The sequence below is a fragment of the Clostridium sp. MSJ-8 genome, from assembly GCF_018918325.1.
Lineage (GTDB): Bacteria > Bacillota > Clostridia > Clostridiales > Clostridiaceae > Clostridium.
Genome location: NZ_JAHLQH010000049.1, coordinates 91,557 through 115,428 on the forward strand (window position 1 = coordinate 91,557; position 23,872 = coordinate 115,428).

Sequence of the window (23,872 nt, forward strand, 5' to 3'; positions counted from 1 at the left end):
AAACATTAAAAAATAATTGTAGGGTGTGTAGATGAAATGAAAAGTAAAATAAGTTAACACAAAAATATTACTATAATATTAACAAAATATAAAAAAAATACAAATTTTTTAAGAATAAAAGAAGGAATTTTTTTCGCAATATAGAATACTATAGAATATGAGTAAATTTTTAAATCTTTGCATGTAAACGATTAGTTGTGAGAGGAGACAAAATTATGGAAGTATTAAAGGTATCAACAAAATCAAATCCTAATTCAGTAGCAGGTGCTTTAGCAGCGGTTATTAAAGATAAAAACGTAGTTGAAATTCAAGCAGTTGGTGCAGGCGCTATCAATCAAGCTATAAAAGCTATTGCAATAGCAAGAGGATTTGTTGCTCCAACAGGAAAAGATATAGTTTGCGTTCCTGCATTTACAGATATCGAAATAAATGGAGAAGAAAGAACAGCTATAAAATTAATTGTACAACCTAGATAAATGTTACAGTATAGGTAATATATTATTCATCAAAATACTATTGAAATTTATCAAAATTTCAGATATAATTAATCGTAAGTTAAACACTTATAGATTTAATAAAGAGGTGAATGTAATGGTTTCAAAAGAAGTCGTAGTAAAGAACGGAACTGGTTTACATGCTAGACCAGCTACATTATTAGTAAAGAAGGCGTCAGGATTTAAGTCAGACGTTAGTATAGAATACAATGGAAAGAAGGCTAACGTTAAGAGTTTAATTGGTGTTTTATCTTTAGCAGTAACTAAGGATTCAACTATTAAAGTTGTAGCTAGTGGTGATGATGAAACATTAGCAGTTGAAGAAATTGCAAAATTAATAGAACAATTAGAAGATTAATTCTTAAAGGGGTTCCTAACATTTATTTGTTAGGAACCTTTTTTGTTCTTCTTTAGGAAATTATATTTTTTTGATTTTATAGTATATAAATAATATAAAAAAATAAATAATAGTTCGGCAAAAGAAAAAATAAATATAAAAAAATGACATAAAATGATGAAATGAATGCACAATTATGTTATAATACGAATGTTGTGAAAAGAAACAAAAATTTTATTCGGTCGGAGGTAAAAATGAAAGACTTATATAGTACACCATTAAATTCAAGATATGCATCTAAAGAAATGAGCCATATTTTTTCAGATGATAAGAAATTCTCAACATGGAGAAAGTTATGGGTTGCCTTAGCAGAATGTGAAAAAGAATTAGGATTAAATATAACAGATGAACAAATAGCAGAATTAAAGGCACATATATATGATATAAACTATGATGATGCTGCAAAGAGAGAAAAAGAAGTTAGACATGATGTAATGAGCCATGTATATGCATATGGATTACAATGCCCAAAAGCAAAGGGAATAATCCATTTAGGAGCTACTAGCTGTTATGTTGGCGATAATACAGATGTTATAATAATGAAAGAAGCTTTACTATTAGTTAAGAAGAAGATAGTAACTGTTTTAGATAGATTAAGTAAGTTTGCTCTTCAATATAAAGACTTACCAACTCTTGGTTTTACACATTTTCAACCTGCACAATTAACAACTGTAGGTAAGAGAGCTACATTATGGATGCAAGATTTAGTAATGGATATGGAAAACATAGATCACTTAATATCAACTCTTAAATTAAGAGGAGTTAAAGGTACTACAGGAACTCAAGCAAGTTTTATGAATCTTTTTGAAGGTGATGAAGAAAAGGTTAAGAAGCTTGATAAGATGGTAGCTGAAAAGATGGGATTCACTAAGAGCTTTGGAGTTACTGGACAAACATATCCAAGAAAATTAGATTCTATAGTTTTAAATACATTATCAGAAGTTGCACAAAGTGCATACAAATTCTCTAATGATTTAAGACTTCTTCAAAATATGAAAGAAATGGAAGAACCATTTGAAAAGCATCAAATAGGTTCATCTGCAATGGCTTATAAGAGAAATCCAATGAGAAGTGAAAGAATGGGAGCTCTTGCTAGATATGTAATAGTTGATTCATTAAATCCAGCAATTACAGCATCAACTCAATGGTTTGAAAGAACATTAGATGATTCGGCAAACAAGAGAATATCAGTTGCAGAAGCATTTTTAGCATTAGATGGTGTATTAAATCTATATATAAATATATCAGAAAACATGGTTGTTTATGAAAAAGTAATAGCTTCTCATGTTAAAAGAGAACTTCCATTTATGGCTACAGAAAACATAATGATGGAATCTGTAAAAAGAGGTGGAGATAGACAAGAGCTTCATGAAAGAATAAGAGAACATTCTATGGCAGCAGCTCAAAGAGTAAAGGGTGAAGGATTAGATAATGATTTAATACAAAGAATTATTAATGATAAATCTTTCAATCTATCAGAAGAAGAAATATTAGGAATAATAGATCCTAGCAAATTCGTTGGAAGAGCACCAAGTCAAGTAGTTGAATTTATAGATGAATATGTTAAACCAATTATTGATGCTAACAAAGATGCAGTAGATATTCATAGTGAAATAAACGTATAGTAAAAAAACCAATGTTATTTGGTTTGATTAATATTATGTTTATTATTAGTATCGATATTATATGTTTTTATAAATAGCATAATTTCATTAAGTATTTACTAATATAATAAAAAAGAGTAAAGATCCTTAAATACTATAAACTCGTTAGAGCTCAGACAGTATAGTATTTTTAACGGGATCTTTACTTTTTTATTATAAGAAATACTAAATTCTATTATAGATAATTTACTTAAATCAATAATTTTTATGTTCCTTTTTCAACAAACAATTGTATTACAATTAAAAGTCGACATTATGGGAAAACTTTTAATACAAACAGTACATAAAAATAGAAGAATAGCCTATGTAAAGGTTAATATAATTAAAAATTACATTAAAGTTTAAAAAAAGTTAAATTATTAATATATTATTTACAATAAAAACGTTACCAAAACATAAAAACTAGGTTAGAATAGAATTAACGTTTATAAGATAATTGTAAACAAATTTATAAAAAAGGGGAGACATATAGATGTTAAAAACTTCAAATGCAAAAAGAATTATTAGTGTACTTCTTTGTGTAGTTATGGCATTTTGTTTGGTTCAGTTGCCAAAGACAACAAAAGCTGAAGATAGTTCAGAAGTTGCAACTAATATAAACAAAGATGGCAAAAGCTATGTAAAGGTATACTATACAAGAGAAGATAAGGATTACTCAGGTTGGAATATTTGGGTATGGGTAGACGGAACTAAGAGCGAAGGTGGACATGCAGAAGAATTTGATGGAGTAGATAGTAAGGGTGCTTACAAAGTTATTGCTAGAGATTCAGATGCAGGAAAGCTTGGAGTAATTGTTAGAACAGATTCATGGCAAAAGGCTTATGATGGTGATGTATTTGTAGATTTATCAAAGGGTGATACAGAATTAGATTTCACAGATGGAAATTATACAGAAGTAAAACCTACTAGCGAATATAGTAATGTTACTGTTAATGTTCATTATTATAGATTTGATAATAACTATGATGATTGGGATGTTTATTCTTGGATGAAGACATCAGGCGCAGTTAAATTTACTACAGATTCATTTGGAGCAGTAGCAACTTTAAACTATGCTGATATGACATCAGATGATAACATTGGATATATAGTAAGACAAGGCGGAGATACTTGGGCAGGAAGAGAACAAAGTACTTTAAATGATGGTAATAGATATATAAATAAAACTTGTATTAATGCAGATGGACAAGTAGATGTATATGTAGTTCAAGGTGATAAATTAACTTACTTTAATGCTACAGATGCAGATGTTGCAAAACAACCTAAATTTACAGCTGCTAAGATAGATACATTAACAAACGTATCATTTACATCAACATTCTCAGTATTAGATGATGCAGGAAATAATGACTTAAGTATAGAAACAGCAAATGGAGAAGCTGTAGCAATAAGTTCAACAAATATTGCTGAAGATGGAAAGAGTGGTACAATAACTACTGCTTCAAATTTAGATTTCTCATCAAATACTTATATATTAAAAGCTACAAACCCATCTAGTGGTTTAGAAGTTACAAAGGAAATGACACTTGGAGCAATATATAACAGTGCTGATTTTGCAAATATGTATACTTATGATGGTTCTTTAGGTGCTTTATATACTAAGAATTCAACACAATTTGTATTATGGGCACCAACAGCTAGTGATGTAAAATTAGTTGTATATGGTAAGGATGGAAAAGACCTTTCTGTTTCGGCTCAACAAAAAGTTGATATGGTAAAAGGCGATAATGGTGTATGGACTACTACATTAAATGGCGATCAAAATGGTGTTTATTATAACTATGAAGTTACTTCTGGTGGTGTTACTAATGAAACTGTTGATCCATATGCAAAAGCAGTTGGAGTTAATGGTGAAAGAGGAATGGTTGTAGATTTAGATTCTACAGACCCAACAGGATGGGAATTACAAAATAGACCTAAATTAGATTCAATAACAGATGCGACAGTATATGAAATGCATATTAGAGATTTCTCAATAGGAGAAGATTCAGGAATAACTTACAAAGGTAAATATAAAGGAGTATGGCAATCAGGTACAACTATTCCAGGAACAGATATAAAAACTGGTATAGATCACTTAAAAGAATTAGGTGTTAACACAGTACAAATTATGCCAACTTATGATTATAACTCAGTAGATGAAACTAAACTAGATACTCCTCAATTCAATTGGGGATATGATCCACAAAACTACAATTCATTAGAAGGATCATATTCAAGTGATCCATATACTGCTGAATTAAGAATGACAGAATTTAAAGAATTAATAATGGCTTTACACAATGCAGGAATAAGAGTAACAATGGATGTTGTTTATAACCATACTGCATTAAGCGAAACTTCTAACTTAAATAAAGCAGTTCCTGATTATTATTACAGACAAGATGCTACTGGTGGATTCTCTAATGGATCAGGATGTGGTAATGAATTAGCTTCTGATAGATCAATGGTAAGAAAATATATGGTTGATTCTGTTGCATATTTAGCTAGTGAATATAAATTAGATGGATTTAGATTTGACCTTATGGCTTTAATTGATAAGGATACAATGTTAGCAATTAGACAAGAACTTGATAAAATTGATTCAAATATATCAATAGTTGGAGAAGGTTGGGCTGGTGGCACATCTTCATTAGATGGTACAATGCAATCACTTAAGGCAAACGCAGCTAAGAATTTTGGACAAAGTCAAATAGCAATGTTTAGTGATGATTTTAGAGATGGTTTAAGAGGAAATGTATTTGATAATAAAGATCTTGGATTCCTTGCAGGAGAAGCTGGATTAGAAGATAGAGTTAAATTTGGTATAACTGCAGCAACTATAAGTAATTCATATGCAGATGCATGGGCTTCTCAACCATATCAATGTGTAAATTACGCATCATGCCATGATAATTTAACTTTATATGATAGATTAAAAACTGAATGTCCTGATGCAACTGATGAAGAATTAATAGCAATGAACAAAATGTCAGCAGCTATAACTTACACTTCTCAAGGTATACCATTTATGTTATCAGGAGAAGAATTTGCTAGAACTAAGGAAAATGCTGATGGAACTTTAAATGAAAATAGTTACAATGCTTCTGATGCTGTTAATGCAATTAAATGGAGCAGAAAAGAACAATATAGCGATTTATATAATTACTATAAAGGTATGATAGCTTTACGTGCTAATCATAAAGCATTTAGAATGAGTACAACTTCTGATATAGCAAATAATTTAAAATATCTAGATGTTCAAGATTCAAATGTTATTGCTTATACATTAAATGGTTCAGCTGTAGGAGATAAATGGAATACAATTGCAGTACTATTTAACTCAAATGACAGTGAAGTATCAGTAACATTACCAAGTGAAAATTGGGTAGCAGTTGTTAATGGTGAATCAGCAGGTACTAAGGCACTAGAAACAATTAGTGGCTCAACAGTTACTATACCAGCAAAATCTTCATATGTATTAGTTGATAAAGCTAGCTATGAAGCATCACTTGTAAATGATGATAATAATAACAATAATAATAATAACAATAGCAATACTGACAAGAACAATAATACTAATACAACTACTAAAGATACTGATAAAACATCTTCTGGAAACAAGAAAGTATCAGATAAGAAAACAGGAGATTCTAATAATTTAGTTGCGTTAGCAATGGCTTCTGCAGTAGCAGCTTTAGGGGTAAGCGTAGCATATGTTTATAATCGTAAAAAACAAAGACAAAATTAATTAAATATTATCTTTAAGATAAATAAATAGATGAAGATACCTAAATGTTATAAGTAACATTTTAGGTATCTTTTTTTTACTTTTTAGGAAATTATATTTTATTTATAGTCGTAGATAAGTATCTTAGATATAGTGTTTAAGTAATATTAAAACATACTATCTAAAGAATTAAGAAAGAAAAATAGTGCCATGACAGCATCCTAAAATAAGTTTTGAAACTTGTGATAAAGCTTTGTAATTCATTCATTTTGCATAAAGTTAAAGTGATTATTCCACAAATGGATATAAAATGCAAATGATAAAAATAAAATTTGACTATGATAATCAATATCAATTAAAATAATTTTTGAAAGTTCATAAAAAATTAATAAACAGAAAGGAGGAAGAAAATGAAAAAGAAAATTATATCAATTGCATCTTTAATTATTGGTATAGCATTAATTGTAATAATATGTGTGTATAATGGCAGTTCACATAAGGAAAAAGAAAATGTAGCATCTAATAAAACTGAAGAAAAAGTATCTTCAAAAGATAATAAAGAAAAAAATGAAGAGAAAGAAAGTTCAAAGGATAATGAGAAAAAAGAAGATCAAGCAGTTATAGAGGATAATGCTACTGATGAAAATAACAATACAGAAGAAGAACAACCAGTACAAAATACAGAAAATAAGGAAGACAAGCCACTATCCTCTACTAATTCTCAACAACAAACAGCTAATACAACAACATCAACCAATAATGTTGTAGAAAATAAGAATAGTAATAGTGGTGTTACATCAAATGATAATAATGTAATTAGCAGTAAGTATAAAGATGGAACTTATAAAGGAACAGCTGACGGATATAATGGACCGGTTACAGTAAGTGTAACTATAGCAAGTGATAAGATAACTGCAATTAATGTTATAAGTTATGAAGATGATGATGAATTTTTTAATGAAGCAAAAGGTGTAATAAATAAGATAATTTCTAATCAAGGAACTAATGTTGATGTAGTAAGTGGTGCTACATATAGTTCAAAGGGAATAATAAATGCTTCTGCATCAGCTATAAATAGTGCAAAAAATTAAAGGGATAAATAAGATGAATATAAAATAAGGGGGATACAATATGAAGAAGAAGTTAGTTTTATTAACAGCTTTTTTATTTGGTGCAAATACATTTCCAATTGGACAAGTTGCTAATGCAGCTAATAATGATGTTGTTAATGTATATGGAACTAAAACAATGACATTTTCAGAATTTTATCAAAATGAAATAACTGGAGAAGCAAAAAATGAAGATGGGTATTATGATACTGTAACATCTGCAACTAAAAGAAAAGCTGGTATTATTCCTGCAATAATGAATAATACAGATGTATTTAATGTTGAAGGAATAAAAACTGTTGATGTAAGTATATCAAATGATATATTAACAGGTGAAGGAGTAAGTACTTCTGATGAAGAAGGAATTAAGGAATTTGCAAAGAGCAAGAATATTGATATATTATATTTTCAATATGAAGATGGAACTGTAAAAGATGCTGATGGAAATGTAGTAGGAGATAATGTTCCTGTTTATAAGGCAAAGGCCCTAAAAGAAGATGGTAGTTATGGAAAAAGAACATTAGTTAATGAAAAAGCAGTATCAGAAACAAAGGTATCTGTACAAAATCCTAATGTTACATATGGAACTACTTATGGAGATTATCAATTTAATTTTGATTTAGTAGGATATGATGAAGGATATAAAGATAATTTATATGGTGTAACAATTACTAATCAAGAAACAGGAGAAGTATATGGCTCAGTAATATATGAAGATATTTGGCCAGCTACTAAGTCAGGGTTTAAATTACAAATTGCTGTAAATTTAACTACAAAAAATATAAGAGGAAATGAAGTAGTTGCAGGAAGATATAAAGGTTTTGGTAAAGGTGTATATACTGTAAGAGTTATGTCAAGAGGATATGAGGACTTAGTAATAAATAATATTAATGTAGATGAGAAATTAGAAGTTGCACCTAAACTAAAAACTACAGAATTTAAGGATACAGATTCAAAAGTATCATTACAAATAGATACTTCAAATGTAAAAGAAGATTATGTAAGCAAGTTAAAAAATTGCGAAGTGAAGTTAATCTATGGAAGAGATGTAATTGATGCTTCTAAGGTAAACATAACTAAATCTGAAGATGGAAAAAATATAACAATAAATAATATGTCGGATATTATAACTAATTATGGTGTGGGAAGCTATACAGTACAATTAGTAGTTCCTGAATATGCTCCAGAAAACTTGACATTTATTGTGAAAGATACATCTATAGCTAAAACATATTTAAAAGTTAGTGATAAGATATATGAAGCAGATGCTAATGTGGAAGTATTAAAAGGTGAAGATGTATCAATAGTTGATAAAGATGGTAACTTCATAAAGGGGTTAGGTAAAGGAGCAACTATAACATTAAATGGTGAAACAATAAGTCCAAAAGGTACACAAATTACAAGTTATAATGAAGATGAACAAGTACTAAGAATTCTTACAGATAATGATTATTTTACTGAAGGAAATGAATATGTGTTAACTGTAGCAACTACAGGATATGATACTTATGAATATAAGTTCAAAGTAGTTACTGAGAAAACAAAAACAGAAGAAATCAAAAAATATGTTACTGATAAAAATAACAGTTTAGACATTAAAGATGCAAAGGTCTTAGATGCAAATTTAGAGTCTAGTAAATCAAATGATAAAGAAACTAAAAATATAAATCAAGGTGGTAAAGCTACAAAAACAGGAGATATTGGTGTGTTACCATATTTCGTAGTGTCATTAGGCTCTTTAGGAGTTTTAACAAGAAAAAAATATAAAAGGTAAAAAATAAGGGACGAAGAAGATTTTCTTATATTTATAGGATAAGAAAATCTTCAGTCCTGACTTTGGTGAAAATAAGGAGATTAAATGAAAAATAGGAAGTTAGTTAATTATATTAGATTATTTGTGCAAATTGTATTTATAGTAATATCACCTACAATTTTTTCGTTTGCATTTAATGGAATAAAGGCACTTGTTACATCAATAAGTCAAGGCACATTTGAAAATTTAACAACTGCAAATAAACTAGGTTTGGTTTTAATTATATTTACATTTTTATTTGGAAGGTTTTTCTGTGGATGGATATGTTCTTTTGGAGCATATAATGACATTGTATATATAATAGGATCAAAATTTATTAAAATAAAAAATACTTCTATAGAAAAATATAATTCATATTTAAGGTATTTGAAGTATTTTATATTATTTATAATTATTTGTTTATGTATTACTAATAATGCAAGTTTTATAAATGGAAAGAGCCCTTGGGATGTATTTGGACAAATTGTATCATTAAGATTTAGATTTGACGGATTTTTAATAGGAATCATATTGCTAGTTATTATTACTATTGGATGTTTATTTGTTGAAAGATTTTTTTGTAGATATTTGTGTCCTCTTGGAGCTATTTTTTCTATTGTAGATAGATTGCATTTATTTGAATTACACAAGGAAAATTCGAAATGTGGCAAATGTAGAATATGTACTAATGAGTGTTCAATGGGAATTAAATTATATAAGGAAAACGAAGTGAAAAGTGGAGAATGCATAAAATGTTATAAGTGTGAAGAGGCTTGCCCACGTAAGAATTTTGAAGTAAAAGTATTAGGTAAGAAAATAAATAAATATATTGCTATAATAATAACTTTAATTTTAATAATTAGTATGTTTTTTGGGGCGCAAATTTTAAAACTACCTAATACAAATAAAAATGTAGCTAAAGAAACAAGTGATAATATAGAGGAGTATTCTAAAACTGAAGAAATATTAGGAACAGTTGTAAATGGGAAAATTCGGGGTAGCAATGCTCAAGAAGCTTTAGAAAAAGCATTTGAAAGAGCTAAAGAATTAGAGCAAATTATGTCTGTAAATATATCAGATAGTGAACTTAATTATCTAAATGATAATGGATATAATAAAGCAGTAAATGTAAGTGATGATTTATATTATGTAATAGATAAAGGAATTTATTATGGTAAGCTTACAGATGGAGCTTTAGATATTACAATTGGAAACTTAATTGATAAGTGGGGGATAGGTACTGATACTCCTAGAATAATTAGTCATGAAGAGTGTGCTAGTGAAATTAATTTAAAGAATTATAATAATGTGGAACTAGATCCTAACAATAAGACTATAAAGTTTTTAAATGATAAAATAAAAATTAATTTAGGTGCAATTGCAAAAGGATATATAGCTGATGAAATGAAAAAAGTATTAACAGAAGAATATAATATCAAGTCAGGTATACTTAATTTAGGTGGAAATGTATTAACAATTGGTACTAAAGAAAATGGTGAGGAATATAATGTAGGAATATGTAACCCTAAGGATACAAGTGATGTTATAGATAGTGTGAAGATTTCAGATAAAACAGTTGTGACATCAGGTAATTATGAGAGATATTTTATAGGAGAAGATGGGAAGAGATATCATCATATATTAGATCCATCTACAGGATATCCTGCAGAAAAAGGATATGTAAGTACCACTATTATTGCAGATAAATCTATTGATGCAGATGCGTTATCAACAGCAACATATGTGCTTGGAAAAGATAAAGCAAAAAAACTAATAGATAGTCTTGATGATGTAGAAGCTATATTTATAACTGATGATATGAATATAGAAAAGGTGATGTAAGAATGTTTATTAAGAAAAGGTATCCTAAGATATTGTTTTTAATAGTTATATTATTATCTGTAGTGTGTTCAATATTATATATTAAAAACAATAAAGGGGAAAAAATAGCAAAAATATACAAAGATAAAAAACTTTTATATACTATAGATTTAAGTTCAGTAGAAAAACCTTATGAAATAAAACTTGGAGATGATGAAAATTATAATATAATCCAAGTTAATCATAATGAAATATCTATAATAGAAGCATCATGCCGTGATAAGGTATGTATAAATACTGGGAAAATAAATAATGGAACAGTACCAATAGTTTGTTTGCCTAATAAAGTAATAATAGAAATTAATAGTAATGAGGAGCAGAAAATAGATGCAGCAACATACTAATATAAAAACAAAAAAAATAATAGTGATGGCACTTTTGCTTGCAATAGCATTAACTATTTTTATGATAGAATCTCAAATCCCACCTATAGTACCTATTCAAGGTGTAAAACTTGGATTAGCTAATATAATTACTTTAGTTGCAATGTATTATATTGGAACTAAAGAAGCGGTAAGTATTTTATTGATGAGAATAGTAATAGGAAATATTTTTTACGGACAAATAATTAGTTTTTCCTATAGTTTAATTGGGGGGATATTATGCCTTATTGCAATGCTTATATTTAAAAATATATTTAAGGGAATTGAATATATTCCATTGATAAGTGTAATAGGTGCTATAGCACATAATATAGGGCAAATATTAGTTGCTGCTTTTTTAATTAATAGCACTAAAATTATGTATTATTTGCCTATTCTTATTATAAGTGGAATTATAACAGGATTTTTTACAGGATATATAGTTTTCTGTTTATCAAAAAGAAATATAATAATTTGCAGAAAGAAATCTTAAAACAATGTTCAATCTTGTCAGAAAGACGTCAATTCGTTGTTGTAATTCAATCAGTTCTTTTTCTGATTCATATTTTAATTTTATCAATATGTCCTCTCTTTCTTTAAGGGAGGATTTCTCATAGAATTAAAAAAACACTCTTTCTATATAAATATTTTCTATAAAAAATAATAAATCATGAGATTACAGATATAAGAGGTATCATGCTAAATATGTATGCAAAACAAAGACCTTAATATATCGAAGCAACAGATATGATTGCGGCAAGCAACGTAGTTATGACACTTCTTCGTTGCCCCCGAATTAAGAATGGATATAATATAAAATATTTCTTAACCAAAGAAGGAGAACAACCAGCTTGTAAGGATATTGAGAGAGCTGGAATAGCACAGTGTATGTATGATCTTGTTAAGGATGAGTCGCTAGGTGTAAATGAGAGTCTTGGACTCACTAATTAGTGAAGGAAAAAGTGACTTAACAACAGTACGATTTCGTATTAATCTATTAGATAGTACGAAATAGTACTGCTTAGAAAGGAAAGTGAACTACATGCTCAGAAATAGAATAGATAGGATGTATGAAGCAGTTAGAAAAATTAACCAAACTTATGAAATTTGGGCTTCATCACATGGACTGACTTTATATGAAATGCAAATTTACTATGAGATGATGAAAAATAAGGATGAAATAGTTACACAAAAAGATTTATGTTTAAAGCTAGATGCTCCTAAGACATCTATGTAAACACTAAAAAATTATCTGAAATAATATTTGAAACTAGGACTATTCGAAAAGCAGCATTAGCATGCTATAAAAATGATATTCCTAAACTAAGAGAATATATTCCTTTAGTAGAAAGTAACTTAGATAAAATTAAAGGTACACATTGTTGTAACATAACCTTAAATTGTATAACTTTCTGCAAAAAGAGCAAAAGTTCAACTTTGAAAAAGTTGAACTTTTTTGCATAAAATAGATTAAAATATAATATAAGGAAAAAATATAAAGTAAATTACAAAAAAGTTTACAAATAACACTTTTTTTGCTGTATAATAGTAGATAATATGAAATAAATTGTATTTAGGGGTATGGGAAATATGGATTTATGTAGGGAATTAGTTATGAATAATTCTATGAAAGCATTTTGGGGAGAAATCATTATAAATAAACGTAACAAAATGATGGATGTAATTATTAAAGAATGTAATTATGAGATGAGAAAATATATAGATGTGGAAGATGCAGTAGGAAAGGTAGCAACGGAAGTTTTTGATATAAGGGAAAAGAATATATTTTCTGATGCAATAAAGAAGTTAGATAGTCAAAAACAATGTACTGTTTTTGGATATTTTCAAGGAATAGATAAATTCTTTTTGATAAATATCAATAAAATTACAGACAATGATTGTATAGTATGGCTTAGAAAAGAAATTACTATGGATGAAAATGTTATCAGAGCATTTTACAGTAAAGGGTTAAAAGTAAATTTAAAAGATTCTTTAGGTAGGTACATGTATAGTAGCAAAAAGCTAGATGAAAATTTTATATCTAAGTTCGTAAGTAAAGGAAAAAGAATAGAAGAAATAGTTTCTGGAATAGAAAGTGAATATTTGCAGAATGTTCAGCAGAAAATAATAAGAAAAGAAATTCCAAGATATGAAGGAATAAATTTTATAGACGATGCAATTTTATATAAGATAATATACCCTTTAGACATAGGGGATGAAATTGTGGGAACTATAAGTATATTTAGTTATATGACAGAAAATTATAAACAAGATGATCATGGTTTAAAATGCGATATGCTTGAAATTATACTAGATAATATTCCAGAGTACATAACATTTGTAGGAGTTGATAATGAATTAAGATATTCTAATAAGGTATTTAATAATGAAGAAAACAAAGAGTTATTAATATATAATATGAGTGAATATTGGGAATCTGTAGAATTTAATACAGAAGTTATAAGGTTTAATAAAAAGATTTCAGTGACAAGAAGTATAAAACTACATAATGGTGAAAATAGAAATCTAGAAATAACAAAATGTCCAATATCTGAAGAAAACAAAATTATAGGAGTATTAACTATAGCAAGAGATGTAACTGAAAATATAATTGAAAGGGAAGAATTAGAACAACTTAGAGGTGATTTGTTTGCTAATTTATCTCATGAACTACGAACTCCATTAAATGTTATATATTCAGCAATTCAAATGTTACAAGAAGTTAATGATAGAAAAAAACATGTAATACCTACTAGATATTTTGATATAGTTAGAAAAAATGTGTTTAGATTATTTAAAGTTGTAAATAATCTTATTGACTCTAATAATTTAGATGCTGGAGGAATTGAATTATATAAGAAAAATTATGATATAGTCTACCTATTAGAAATGATAATAGATATTGTTAATTCTTGTGTAAAGGATTATGGTATAACTGTTATTTTTGATACTAATGTAGAAGAATGTATTATGGCATTAGATGAAGATAAATTTTATAGAATAATACTTAATTTATTATCTAATTCAATAAAGTTTTCTATAGATAATAAGCCTATACTAGTTGAATTACTGTGCTTAGAGGATAGAGTTATTATAAAGGTAAAAGATAGAGGTATAGGAATACCTAAAGAAGAATTTCCAGAGGTTTTTGATAAGATGAAGCAAATAGGTGATAGATTCACAAAGATAAATGAAGGCAGTGGTATGGGATTATACATTACTAAGGGATTTGTTGAATTACATAAAGGAGAAATAAGTTTATTAAGTGAAGTTGGGAAAGGATCAGAATTTATAATAGATATTCCTATAGAAATAAATGATGGGCAAGAGGTTCAATATAAAGAGATATATAAAGAGCATTGCAAAAACTCTATAAAAATTGAGTTCTCGGATATAAATTTTTAAGGAGGAATAAATTTGGACAATAACTATTATGCTAGTATATTAGCAACAATACCAGCGTATTGTTTATGGGGAAAAGTAATTAATAAAAATGATGTTTTAGATATACAAATAAATGATTTTAGTGAATTATTTAAGGATGAAGATGAATTACAAGATTATATTTATTTATCAGATTTTTTTAATATAGAATTTAAAAATAATTTATCATTAGTTATAAGTAAATGTTTAGATTATGGGGAAGCAAATATTTTAGAATATATAAATGTATTTGGTGAGTTTTGTGATGTAAAACTAAAAATAATAAAAGAAAATTATATATTAGTGAGTTTAGAAAAAAAGTATGCATTAGATGAACTATTTGTTAAAAACCTTATAAAAGGAGAAAAATATATTTATTGGGTTAAATATATAGATGGCAGATATATAAAAATTAGTAAAAGTTATTTGAATGCTTGCAAAAAAGTTCATAGCTTATGTTCTGAGAATTTTATAGGAAAAACTTCAGAAGAAGTATTTAATGAAAAGTCAGCATTGATAGAAGAAGAAAGAAGAGCATCTCAAGGAGAAGAAATAGTATCAGTTAATAAATTAATAAATAATATAGAATTTAGTATTAATTTAATTCCTGTAAAAGAATCTGAAAATATAATAGGCATTATGGGATTTGCAATAGAAACAGATGATAAAACAATGCCGTTGAATGAAAGAAAAAAACGTGAAAAAAGACTAAAAGCAATATGTGATGCTATGCCACATTCTTTGGGATGTGTTGATAAGAATCTAGAACTTACATATGCTAACAAAAATTATATAAAAAAATGTAAGGGATATAGGATTGCTTGCAAAGAGTTATTAAGTAAACAAAAGAAATTAGAAGAACTTCGTGATAAGGATAAGAAGTATAGTAGAAAAGTTTTAAATGAAGGTAGAGAAGCTTCATTTGAATATGAAAATACAATATATGAGGAAGGTATTAAATATATAGAAGTGAAAAAAACTCCTCTTTTAAGTGAAAGAAGCGAAGTAGTTGGAGTAGTTACTATGGCACGAGATATTACAGAAAAAAAACTTGCAGAAGAAAAGCTAGAACAGATAAGAATGGAGTTCTTCTCAAATTTATCTCATGAATTTAATACACCTTTAAATGTTATTTCTAGTACATATCAACTTATAAGTGATTTGACTAAGACTTCTGAGGACGAAGAGGAGTATAAAAAATACCTAGATGTAATAAGGAGAAATAGAGTTTATTTATCAAATAAACTAGAACAGATAATAGATGCAACTAAAATGGATATAGGTGTAATTGCATTTGATGCTGTAAGAGGTAATATAGTTGAATTTATAGAGAATGTCTTTGATAATATGATTGATTATGCCAAGGTTAAAGATATAGAAATGGTATTTGATACTAATGAAGAATTTATTGATATGTTTTATGATGAAGATAAAATAGCAACTATAGTAACCAATCTTATAAGTAATGCGATAAAATTTACAGATGAAAAAGGAACTATATTAGTTGTATTAAAAAAAATAGATGATTATATAGAATTACATGTAAAAGATGATGGGTTTGGAATAAAAAAGGAGTGCTTAAATAGCATATTTTATAAATATCATAGAATACAAGATAGTGATGAAAGATGGTGCTGCGGAAGTGGAATAGGTTTACATTTAGTTAGAGAATATGTTGAAATGCATGGGGGAACTGTAGAGGTAAAAAGTGAATATGGAAGTGGAAGTGAATTTATAGTACATCTTCCAATAAAATAATTGTCTTGAAAAAGTAGAGATTGTGTAAAACATAAATTAAGGAATATATTTAAGGATGAAAAAGTGTCAAAGCGATAGTAGTAGCGTTTTGATACTTTTTTCATCCTTAAAATGTTAGAATTTATTAGGATATTTATGACAAAGTATATGTATAATTATCATACATATTATTGCTTCTATAAAAACCATAGGTGCATTAACAGCTAGAGAATACACATATGAATTCATTCCGTAATCAGCTCCATATTGACCAAAGAAAACAACTCCTGATATAAAGTGACATATAAACTTGACTAAAAACGCAATAAATGTACCTAAAAGTGGTTTTTCTTTAAAGTAACCAGCAAGGCCTATAGCTATAGATGGAAGAGGATAATCTAATAGTACTTGAACTGGATGTAGTATATAAGGATCTAAAAATAAATTTAATAAACCATATACAAAGCCTGTCAACATTCCAACTTCAGGTCCATACATAAATGAAATTATAAGTAAAGGTACCATACCACCTAGAGTAATACTACCTCCCATAGGAAAGTGAAATATTCTAAGAATCTGTAGTACACATGCAATTGCAATAGCTATTGCAATTCGTGCAAGCATAGGTGCACTTATCTTTATTTTCTTAAACTTAAGAAGTGCAATTATAAGTACAATAAGTGCCAAAATACCTATTAATGCACTAGGATTCTTATAGATATCTTGAAATTTTTCGGAAAAATTAGAAAAATAAGAATGAAATCTAGAAATCCAATCATTAAAAATATTCATATAAAATCTCCTTGGTTATTATTTTTATTACAGTTTAAAATTATACATTGATTTTAATAATTATCAAAGTATATAATTTATATGATTGTAATTAATATACTTTCTGAAATGTTAAAAATATGTTATTTATGGAGGATTTTAATCAGGTGGAGAATATAATGAAAATGATAAATAAATCTAAAGAAGGAGGAATAACTGAAGGTAGTTTATGGAATAAAATTTTATTGTTTGCATTGCCATTAGCAGCTACTAGTGTACTACAACAATTATTTAATTCTGCAGATATAGCTGTTGTTGGAAGGTTTTGTGGTAGTGAAGCTTTAGCCGCAGTTGGAAGCAATCAAGCAATAATTAACCTTATAATTAATCTTTTTGTTGGTTTATCAATAGGGGCAAATGTTGTTGTATCAAGATATATAGGGCAAGGAAGAAAAGAAAAAATAGGATCTGCTGTACATACTGCAATAGCTATTGCAATTTTAAGTGGAGTATTTTTATTAGTTGTTGGTTTTTTTATAACTAAACCAATACTTATTCTTATAGGGTCGCCAAAAGATGTTATAAATCTTGCATCAGCTTATCTTAAAATATATTTTATAGGCATGCCGTTTATGATGATATATAATTTTGGTTCAGCTATACTTAGAAGTAAAGGCGATACCAAGAAACCTCTTATATGTTTGTGTATATCAGGAGTAGTGAATGTAATATTAAATTTATTTTTTGTACTTGTATGTAAATTAGGAGTTGCAGGAGTAGGAATAGCAACTGTAATAGCAAATATTATAAGTTCTTCATGTATATTATATTTTCTTACTCATGAAGAAAATGAAATAAAGTTAGATCTAAAGAATATAAAAATTAACAAACATAATTTAAAGTCTATGGCTAGAATAGGACTTCCTGCAGGACTTCAAGGAATGGTATTTTCAATATCTAATGTGTGTATACAAGCTGCTATAAATAGTTTTGGATCTGATGGAATTGCAGGATCATCTGCTGCCTTAAATTATGAGTACTTTACATATTTTTTATTAAATGCATTTAGTCAAACAGCAGTAACATTTGTAAGTCAAAATTATGGCGCAAGAAAGTATTCAAGATGTAAAAAAGCACTTCTTTTATGTATTATTTTTGGGAGTACATCTTGTTTTATATTAAGTATGATTTTTTATAGATGGAAACATGCATTTATAAGTATATATACAACAAAAGATGCTGTATATAAATATGCATTTATTAGAATGAGATATGTTTTGATTTTTCAGTTTATAAATTCATTCCTAGATATAATATCTGGAGGTTTAAGAGGACTTGGACGTTCCTTAGTACCAGCACTTATTACTATAGCAGGTGTATGTGGATTTAGATTATTATGGGTAGGAACAGTGTTTGTTAAAAATCATACCTATAAGACCCTTATGATGGTTTATCCAGTTAGTTGGATAATTACAGTTGCTGTAATTGTTATAGCATATTTCGTACTTACTAGAAAAATTTATAATGTAGATACAGAGGAAGTTATATAATATTCTTTGAATAGTCTCCTAAGAGCAACACTTTTATAATATGGTGAATATAATATATTAATCATGAAATTATATGTTACGATAGGAGAATAAAAATGAGAACAATGATGAAGAAACTTGAATTTAAAAAGATTCAAGCAGATGATTATGAGAAATTAAAAAAGTTTTTTATGCTTCGGAGAAATAAAAGCTGTGATAGTACTTTTTTAAATTATTATATGTGGTCAGATCTATGCAATACACAATATGCAATTTGTGATAAAGCTTTAATATGGCTTATGAATAGAGATGGAGAATATTTTTCTCAGATGCCCATGTGTTTAGAAGAGGACTTGAATAACGCCATTTTTAATTTGAAAAATTATTATAAATACGAACTAAATAGAAATTTTAAGATAAATGAAGCAGATGAAGAAGCAGTAAGATATTTATTATCTCATGAAGATAAGTATATTGTTAAAGAGTTAATGGACAATAAAGATTATATATATGATTATATGGAATTAACAAAACTAGAAGGAAGAAAATATCATACAAAAAAAAACCATTTAAATATTTTTTTAAATAATTATTTAAATAGATATCAATATAAAATATTATTACAAAAAGATAAATATGATGTGTTTAAATTTTTAGATTTTTGGACAAGCTTAAAAAATAATTGTACGACAGAATTGTTAGCAGAGATAGAAGGCATAAAAAAAGTGTTTAATAATTTAGATAAACTTGATGTAAAAGTAGCAGGTGTGTATATAGATAATGTTTTACAAGCTTTTACTATAGGAGAATATAATAAATTAGAGAGAATGGCTATAATTCACGTTGAAAAAGCCAATCCTAATATAAATGGTCTATATCAATTTATAAATCAAAAGTTTCTTGAATGTGAATTTAAAGAAGCACTGATAGTAAATAGAGAGGATGATGCAGGCATAGAGGGGATTAGAAAGGCAAAGCTATCATATAATCCTATATATTACGAAAAAAAATATAAATTAGAATTAATAGATAACATATAAAGTATATACAAATATAGACGATAAATATTGTATGGGTACAGAGGATATTGATGTGGTTATTTGATTGTTTATGTATTGATAAATATAAAATTCGAAAAAAAACTACAATTTCCGAAAAATTTATGATAAAATTAAATATATTTCATGGATGAATAGGGGGAATTATAATGTCTAAAATAATGGGATGTTCACTAGTAATAAAAGATGACTTTGAGAATGTTTTAATTCTTCAGAAAAAGGTTAAGAAAGCAGAGCCTGAAGAATGGAGTTTAGTAAGTAGTAAACTTAGAGGAAAAGAGAGTTATGAAAAATCTATTACTAGGGGAATAAAGGATTGTATAAAAGCGTTAGCTTTTGACTTAGAACAAGTAGGCGAATATGTTGTTGATGAAGAAAATGATGAAAGTGTTATGGTATTTAAAGCTAATATAAAAGAAAAACCTATGCTTGATAAATCTTTTATAGATTATAGATGGATAAGTAAAAACCAAGTTATTAATTATAATCTTAAGGAATATGAAAAAGCAGCACTTAGAGATTGTTTTAGATAATATATAATATTTTACAATATACAAAGTACCTAGTGGAATTTTTATGCTAGGTACTTTTTTAATCTATAAGGAGTCATAAAAAACATTATTTAAGTTTTGTTTTTTTTAATTTATGTGAATTATTCTGTATTTGTCATAATATAATGGATAGATTTCACTTAAGGGAAAATTTAATTTATCTAGAGAGTGACAGCAGTAGAAGTATTCGCCATATTGATTTATTTTGGTTATTATTCCTGAATGAGAGAAAAATCCTTTCTCATTAGAGAAGAATTGAATTATATCTCCTATAGAATAATTTGAATCTACTTCATAGTCTATACCTATGTTATTATTAATTAAATAATAATATAGGTCTTTTACACGAATCCAGGGATTTTTGTATGGAGCCCAGCTATTAGAAAAAGGTATTCCACCTGCGTGTAAACACTGAGAGATATAATTAGTGCAATCACCACCAGAGTTATCGAAACTCTTGTAGGAGTTATTGTAATTAAGAGCATGTTTTTGGGCATAATTAATTGCATTAATTCTATTATAACCACGATATATATGTGATTTGTTTTGAGTAGATAGTGTTTTTTTATAGGCTAATACAAGTGATTCGATAGATTTTAATTTGTTTTGCCAATAATACAATTTGATATTATCACGTATAAGGAGCAAATTAGAGTTATCTCTACTAAAATAATCAAATGATTTATCGGTTATTTTTGTATATAGAGATGAAAATAATTCTTTATTATAAACATCTACAATAAACCATTTTAAATTTATTTTTTTACAAAAGAAAGCGTATTCAAGAATTTCAGAAGAAGATACATTTTCTGTTCCTTTAGTGTATGTGAAGTTGTGCTTAACTTTAATTATAGAAGATATAGTATTTTTATTTTTAGTAGAAGTAATATTTTTAATTACGTATTTTTCTTTTTTTATTGCATAACCTAATGATAAGCGCCATGTTTCTTTGAATTTATTTAGAAGGCGTATTTCTTGAATAAGTGTTGGATTTAAGGAGAGTTTATTTAATTTATTTATTATTCTATCTTTTTTTGCACAAGATATTGATTTAAAATATAATTTAATAATATTATTATACATAAAAAACAACACCATTATTGATTAATAATAATTTATGCATATAATAGATAGAGAGTTAACAAAAAAGTAGGGGGATTAAATATGAAAACAATATTAATAGCTATATTAGCAGTTGTAATAATTATAAATTTAATATCATTTTTTTATGGTAGGACTAAACTTAGAAACTTTGGCAAAGGTGAAGAAGAGGATAAGATGAATTATCACAAAGGAATGAGATATGTAGTTTTATCTGTTATTTTATCTTTCTTATCCATAATAATAGCTACAATATTAGTTATTATTAAAGTTCTTCATAAATAATTAATTTACAAAAAAGGAATTATGCTTATGAATATATTAGAGGACAATTTTTATAATAGAGATACATTAGTTGTTGCAAGGGAATTATTAGGCAAGATATTAGTACATAAGATAGATAACAAGATAGTGGCAGGCAAGATAGTGGAAACAGAAGGATATCTAGGAGTGAAAGATAAAGCAGCACATGTATATGGTGGAAAGAAGACACCTAGAGTTATGCCTCTATATGGGCCTCCAGGAACAGCGTATATATATCAGATATATGGAATGTATGTATGTTTAAATGCTATAACAAAAGAAGAAGGAGAACCTCAAGGAGTTCTTATAAGAGCAGTAGAGCCACTTATTGGATTGAACTATATGTCAAGCAATAGGAATGATAAATCATATATAGAACTTACTAAAAAGGAAAGACTTAATTTAACATCTGGACCATCTAAATTATGTATGGCTATGGATATTACTAAAAAATTAAATAATACTATGCTTTTAGGTGGAGAATTATTTATAATAGAAGCAGATGATAATATAAAGAAAATATATGAAACCAAAGAGGAAGTGTGTGGAGATATAGTAGAGAGTAAACGTATAGGCATTGATTATGCAGAGGAGGCACGAGATTATTTATATAGATTTTATTATAGAGATAATCCATATGTATCAAAAAAGGATAAAGTAGGGAGAGAGAACAAAGATGGCAAAAAAGAAAAAAAGTAAAAAGAAAGTATTAGCATCGGTTTTAATACTTATAGTAATTGCATTTGGAGCAGGAATATATTTATATAAAACTAACCAGGACAATAATAAGGTAAGCACTGTTGAACCTTCAGAATCACCAAAAGACAATAATACTACAGATAAAAAAGATAATATTAAGGATTCTAACAAAGATACTAATAGTACTTCTAATGATAATAATGTAGTGGATACTCCTAATTCAAATAACAATAATACTACTACTACTAATAATAATACGTCTTCTTCAGAAGATTCTAAGTTAGAAGAAACTGTTAATGGAATAGTTGATAGTAATAATAAGAATGGATCTACTTCTCTAGATAATGCATCAACAGATGGAGAGTTTACCAAGAGTAAAGCCATAGAATATTTAGTATGTAGTGATTCAATATGCGTTAACTACCAACTTAAGGTTGAAGATGGAAAGTATTATTTCTTAAAAGATGGAAAGAAAAAATATTATCTATATCTATATGATAAGGAAAATAGTCCTGTAACAGGTAAGGATTATTATGGCTATAATTTATATGATTTAGATCAAGGAGATAATGTATCAGTAGAGTTTGGTATGATTGATGAAAGTGGTTATGTAGAGATAGAGTAGGTGATTATATGAGCATTTTTAGATTGTCAGAGGAGATAGTGTTTCCTGATCCTCACTTGGCAGAAGATGATGGCTTGCTAGCTATAGGAGGAGATTTATCTGTAGATAGGTTGTTAGAGGCATATGTAAATGGTATATTTCCTTGGTATAATGAAGGGGATCCTATTATGTGGTGGAGTCCTAAACCTAGATGTATACTATTACCTCAAGAGATTAAAGTATCTAAGTCTATGGCTAAGATTATAAAAAAAGATATGTTTAACGTAACTATAGATAATGACTTTGAAGGAGTTATTAGCAATTGTCAATCTATGAGAAAAGAAGAAGGTACATGGATTACAGAAGAAATGAAAAATGCTTATATTAGGTTACATAATGCTGGTTATGCTTTAAGTGTAGAATCATATCTAGAGGGAGAACTAGTTGGAGGATTATATGGTGTTGTTATAGGCAGATGTTTCTTCGGAGAATCAATGTTCTCAAAAGTAAGTAATGCATCTAAAATAGCACTTATTAAACTAGCTAGAATTCTAGAAAAGAATAAGTTTGAATTCATAGATTGTCAAATGAAAACTGACCACCTTATATCTATGGGAGCTAAGATGATAGAATTCGATGAATTCTTGAAGTTAATAGATAAAGGATTAAGTTAATAATTGTAATGAGA

General features: G+C 27.5%; 22 protein-coding genes. 20 read left to right on the forward strand and 2 right to left on the reverse strand.

Going from position 1 to position 23,872, the window contains the following annotated elements; translation table 11 throughout:
* The first annotated feature begins 215 nt into the window (after positions 1 to 215).
* The 13 genes from KQI77_RS11235 (at position 216) to KQI77_RS11295 (ending at position 16,589) form a co-directional block, all read left to right on the forward strand.
* Positions 216 to 476, forward strand: a complete 261-nt coding sequence (locus KQI77_RS11235; protein WP_216390521.1) for a stage V sporulation protein S — start codon at positions 216 to 218, stop codon at positions 474 to 476.
* Between the two features lie 115 nt (positions 477 to 591).
* Entirely contained in the window at positions 592 to 852 is a 261-nt protein-coding gene (locus KQI77_RS11240) for an HPr family phosphocarrier protein (RefSeq protein ID WP_216390522.1), read from the forward strand.
* Positions 853 to 1,085: 233 nt separating this feature from the next.
* Complete coding sequence (purB, locus tag KQI77_RS11245) at positions 1,086 to 2,516, forward strand: adenylosuccinate lyase (RefSeq protein WP_216390523.1); 1,431 nt, start codon at positions 1,086 to 1,088, stop codon at positions 2,514 to 2,516.
* Positions 2,517 to 3,027: 511 nt separating this feature from the next.
* Positions 3,028 to 6,285, forward strand: coding sequence for a type I pullulanase (pulA, locus tag KQI77_RS11250; protein ID WP_253289441.1), 3,258 nt, complete (start codon positions 3,028 to 3,030; stop codon positions 6,283 to 6,285).
* Positions 6,286 to 6,674: 389 nt separating this feature from the next.
* Positions 6,675 to 7,355 carry an FMN-binding protein gene (locus KQI77_RS11255; RefSeq protein ID WP_216390524.1) on the forward strand — a complete coding sequence of 227 codons (681 nt, stop codon included), beginning with the start codon at positions 6,675 to 6,677 and terminating at the stop codon, positions 7,353 to 7,355.
* 40 nt (positions 7,356 to 7,395) lie between these two features.
* Entirely contained in the window at positions 7,396 to 9,147 is a 1,752-nt protein-coding gene (locus KQI77_RS11260; RefSeq protein ID WP_216390525.1) for a hypothetical protein, read from the forward strand.
* Positions 9,148 to 9,231: 84 nt separating this feature from the next.
* The gene (locus tag KQI77_RS11265; RefSeq protein WP_216390526.1) at positions 9,232 to 11,007 is read left to right on the forward strand and encodes an FAD:protein FMN transferase; all 1,776 of its coding nucleotides are present in this window, start codon (positions 9,232 to 9,234) and stop codon (positions 11,005 to 11,007) included.
* 2 nt (positions 11,008 to 11,009) lie between these two features.
* The gene (locus KQI77_RS11270; protein WP_216390527.1) at positions 11,010 to 11,390 is read left to right on the forward strand and encodes a NusG domain II-containing protein; all 381 of its coding nucleotides are present in this window, start codon (positions 11,010 to 11,012) and stop codon (positions 11,388 to 11,390) included.
* Entirely contained in the window at positions 11,374 to 11,901 is a 528-nt protein-coding gene (locus tag KQI77_RS11275) for a Gx transporter family protein (RefSeq protein WP_216390528.1), read from the forward strand. Before KQI77_RS11270 ends, KQI77_RS11275 begins: the two co-directional genes overlap by 17 nt.
* A 254-nt stretch (positions 11,902 to 12,155) precedes the next feature.
* A complete protein-coding gene (locus KQI77_RS11280) occupies positions 12,156 to 12,359 on the forward strand; it encodes a hypothetical protein (RefSeq protein ID WP_216390529.1) in 204 nt (67 codons plus the stop codon).
* A gap of 91 nt (positions 12,360 to 12,450) precedes the next feature.
* On the forward strand, positions 12,451 to 12,645 hold the full coding sequence (locus tag KQI77_RS11285; RefSeq protein ID WP_216390530.1) for a hypothetical protein: 195 nt from the start codon (positions 12,451 to 12,453) through the stop codon (positions 12,643 to 12,645).
* A 353-nt stretch (positions 12,646 to 12,998) separates the two neighbouring features.
* Complete coding sequence (locus tag KQI77_RS11290) at positions 12,999 to 14,813, forward strand: HAMP domain-containing sensor histidine kinase (RefSeq protein ID WP_216390531.1); 1,815 nt, start codon at positions 12,999 to 13,001, stop codon at positions 14,811 to 14,813.
* 12 nt (positions 14,814 to 14,825) lie between these two features.
* Positions 14,826 to 16,589 (forward strand): PAS domain-containing sensor histidine kinase, encoded by a 1,764-nt coding sequence (locus KQI77_RS11295; RefSeq protein WP_216390532.1) that lies wholly within the window; start codon positions 14,826 to 14,828, stop codon positions 16,587 to 16,589.
* A 114-nt stretch (positions 16,590 to 16,703) separates the two neighbouring features.
* Here the strand turns inward: KQI77_RS11295 and thiT are convergent, their stop codons facing one another.
* Complete coding sequence (thiT, locus tag KQI77_RS11300; protein ID WP_216390533.1) at positions 16,704 to 17,360, reverse strand: energy-coupled thiamine transporter ThiT; 657 nt, start codon at positions 17,358 to 17,360, stop codon at positions 16,704 to 16,706.
* A 158-nt stretch (positions 17,361 to 17,518) separates the two neighbouring features.
* Here thiT and KQI77_RS11305 point away from each other — a divergent pair, with 158 nt between their 5' ends.
* The 3 genes from KQI77_RS11305 (at position 17,519) to KQI77_RS11315 (ending at position 20,459) form a co-directional block, all read left to right on the forward strand.
* The gene (locus tag KQI77_RS11305; protein ID WP_253289442.1) at positions 17,519 to 18,889 is read left to right on the forward strand and encodes an MATE family efflux transporter; all 1,371 of its coding nucleotides are present in this window, start codon (positions 17,519 to 17,521) and stop codon (positions 18,887 to 18,889) included.
* A gap of 95 nt (positions 18,890 to 18,984) precedes the next feature.
* Positions 18,985 to 19,908, forward strand: coding sequence for a DUF2156 domain-containing protein (locus KQI77_RS11310; protein ID WP_253289443.1), 924 nt, complete (start codon positions 18,985 to 18,987; stop codon positions 19,906 to 19,908).
* Between the two features lie 167 nt (positions 19,909 to 20,075).
* On the forward strand, positions 20,076 to 20,459 hold the full coding sequence (locus tag KQI77_RS11315) for a hypothetical protein (protein ID WP_216390534.1): 384 nt from the start codon (positions 20,076 to 20,078) through the stop codon (positions 20,457 to 20,459).
* Positions 20,460 to 20,564: 105 nt separating this feature from the next.
* On the opposite strand, the gene KQI77_RS11320 is transcribed toward KQI77_RS11315, so the two are convergent.
* Complete coding sequence (locus KQI77_RS11320; protein WP_216390535.1) at positions 20,565 to 21,560, reverse strand: amidase domain-containing protein; 996 nt, start codon at positions 21,558 to 21,560, stop codon at positions 20,565 to 20,567.
* 81 nt (positions 21,561 to 21,641) lie between these two features.
* Here KQI77_RS11320 and KQI77_RS11325 point away from each other — a divergent pair, with 81 nt between their 5' ends.
* The 4 genes from KQI77_RS11325 to aat are packed head-to-tail and all read left to right on the forward strand — an operon-like array spanning position 21,642 to position 23,858.
* A complete protein-coding gene (locus KQI77_RS11325) occupies positions 21,642 to 21,863 on the forward strand; it encodes a hypothetical protein (protein ID WP_216390536.1) in 222 nt (73 codons plus the stop codon).
* 27 nt (positions 21,864 to 21,890) lie between these two features.
* Entirely contained in the window at positions 21,891 to 22,580 is a 690-nt protein-coding gene (locus KQI77_RS11330) for a DNA-3-methyladenine glycosylase (protein ID WP_216390537.1), read from the forward strand.
* The gene (locus KQI77_RS11335; protein ID WP_216390538.1) at positions 22,558 to 23,205 is read left to right on the forward strand and encodes a hypothetical protein; all 648 of its coding nucleotides are present in this window, start codon (positions 22,558 to 22,560) and stop codon (positions 23,203 to 23,205) included. The genes KQI77_RS11330 and KQI77_RS11335 overlap by 23 nt, the downstream gene beginning before the upstream one ends.
* A gap of 8 nt (positions 23,206 to 23,213) precedes the next feature.
* On the forward strand, positions 23,214 to 23,858 hold the full coding sequence (gene aat, locus KQI77_RS11340; protein WP_216390539.1) for a leucyl/phenylalanyl-tRNA--protein transferase: 645 nt from the start codon (positions 23,214 to 23,216) through the stop codon (positions 23,856 to 23,858).
* The last annotated feature ends 14 nt before the right edge of the window (positions 23,859 to 23,872 follow it).

Coding starts and splice junctions, on each gene's coding strand:
- KQI77_RS11235 (WP_216390521.1), top strand. CDS start 216: ATGGAAGTATTAAAGGTATCAACAAAATCAAATCCTAATTCAGTAGCA.
- KQI77_RS11240 (WP_216390522.1), top strand. CDS start 592: ATGGTTTCAAAAGAAGTCGTAGTAAAGAACGGAACTGGTTTACATGCT.
- purB (WP_216390523.1), top strand. CDS start 1,086: ATGAAAGACTTATATAGTACACCATTAAATTCAAGATATGCATCTAAA.
- pulA (WP_253289441.1), top strand. CDS start 3,028: ATGTTAAAAACTTCAAATGCAAAAAGAATTATTAGTGTACTTCTTTGT.
- KQI77_RS11255 (WP_216390524.1), top strand. CDS start 6,675: ATGAAAAAGAAAATTATATCAATTGCATCTTTAATTATTGGTATAGCA.
- KQI77_RS11260 (WP_216390525.1), top strand. CDS start 7,396: ATGAAGAAGAAGTTAGTTTTATTAACAGCTTTTTTATTTGGTGCAAAT.
- KQI77_RS11265 (WP_216390526.1), top strand. CDS start 9,232: ATGAAAAATAGGAAGTTAGTTAATTATATTAGATTATTTGTGCAAATT.
- KQI77_RS11270 (WP_216390527.1), top strand. CDS start 11,010: ATGTTTATTAAGAAAAGGTATCCTAAGATATTGTTTTTAATAGTTATA.
- KQI77_RS11275 (WP_216390528.1), top strand. CDS start 11,374: ATGCAGCAACATACTAATATAAAAACAAAAAAAATAATAGTGATGGCA.
- KQI77_RS11280 (WP_216390529.1), top strand. CDS start 12,156: ATGATTGCGGCAAGCAACGTAGTTATGACACTTCTTCGTTGCCCCCGA.
- KQI77_RS11285 (WP_216390530.1), top strand. CDS start 12,451: ATGCTCAGAAATAGAATAGATAGGATGTATGAAGCAGTTAGAAAAATT.
- KQI77_RS11290 (WP_216390531.1), top strand. CDS start 12,999: ATGGATTTATGTAGGGAATTAGTTATGAATAATTCTATGAAAGCATTT.
- thiT (WP_216390533.1), bottom strand. CDS start 17,360: ATGAATATTTTTAATGATTGGATTTCTAGATTTCATTCTTATTTTTCT.
- KQI77_RS11305 (WP_253289442.1), top strand. CDS start 17,519: ATGAAAATGATAAATAAATCTAAAGAAGGAGGAATAACTGAAGGTAGT.
- KQI77_RS11310 (WP_253289443.1), top strand. CDS start 18,985: ATGAGAACAATGATGAAGAAACTTGAATTTAAAAAGATTCAAGCAGAT.
- KQI77_RS11315 (WP_216390534.1), top strand. CDS start 20,076: ATGTCTAAAATAATGGGATGTTCACTAGTAATAAAAGATGACTTTGAG.
- KQI77_RS11320 (WP_216390535.1), bottom strand. CDS start 21,560: ATGTATAATAATATTATTAAATTATATTTTAAATCAATATCTTGTGCA.
- KQI77_RS11325 (WP_216390536.1), top strand. CDS start 21,642: ATGAAAACAATATTAATAGCTATATTAGCAGTTGTAATAATTATAAAT.
- KQI77_RS11330 (WP_216390537.1), top strand. CDS start 21,891: ATGAATATATTAGAGGACAATTTTTATAATAGAGATACATTAGTTGTT.
- KQI77_RS11335 (WP_216390538.1), top strand. CDS start 22,558: ATGGCAAAAAAGAAAAAAAGTAAAAAGAAAGTATTAGCATCGGTTTTA.
- aat (WP_216390539.1), top strand. CDS start 23,214: ATGAGCATTTTTAGATTGTCAGAGGAGATAGTGTTTCCTGATCCTCAC.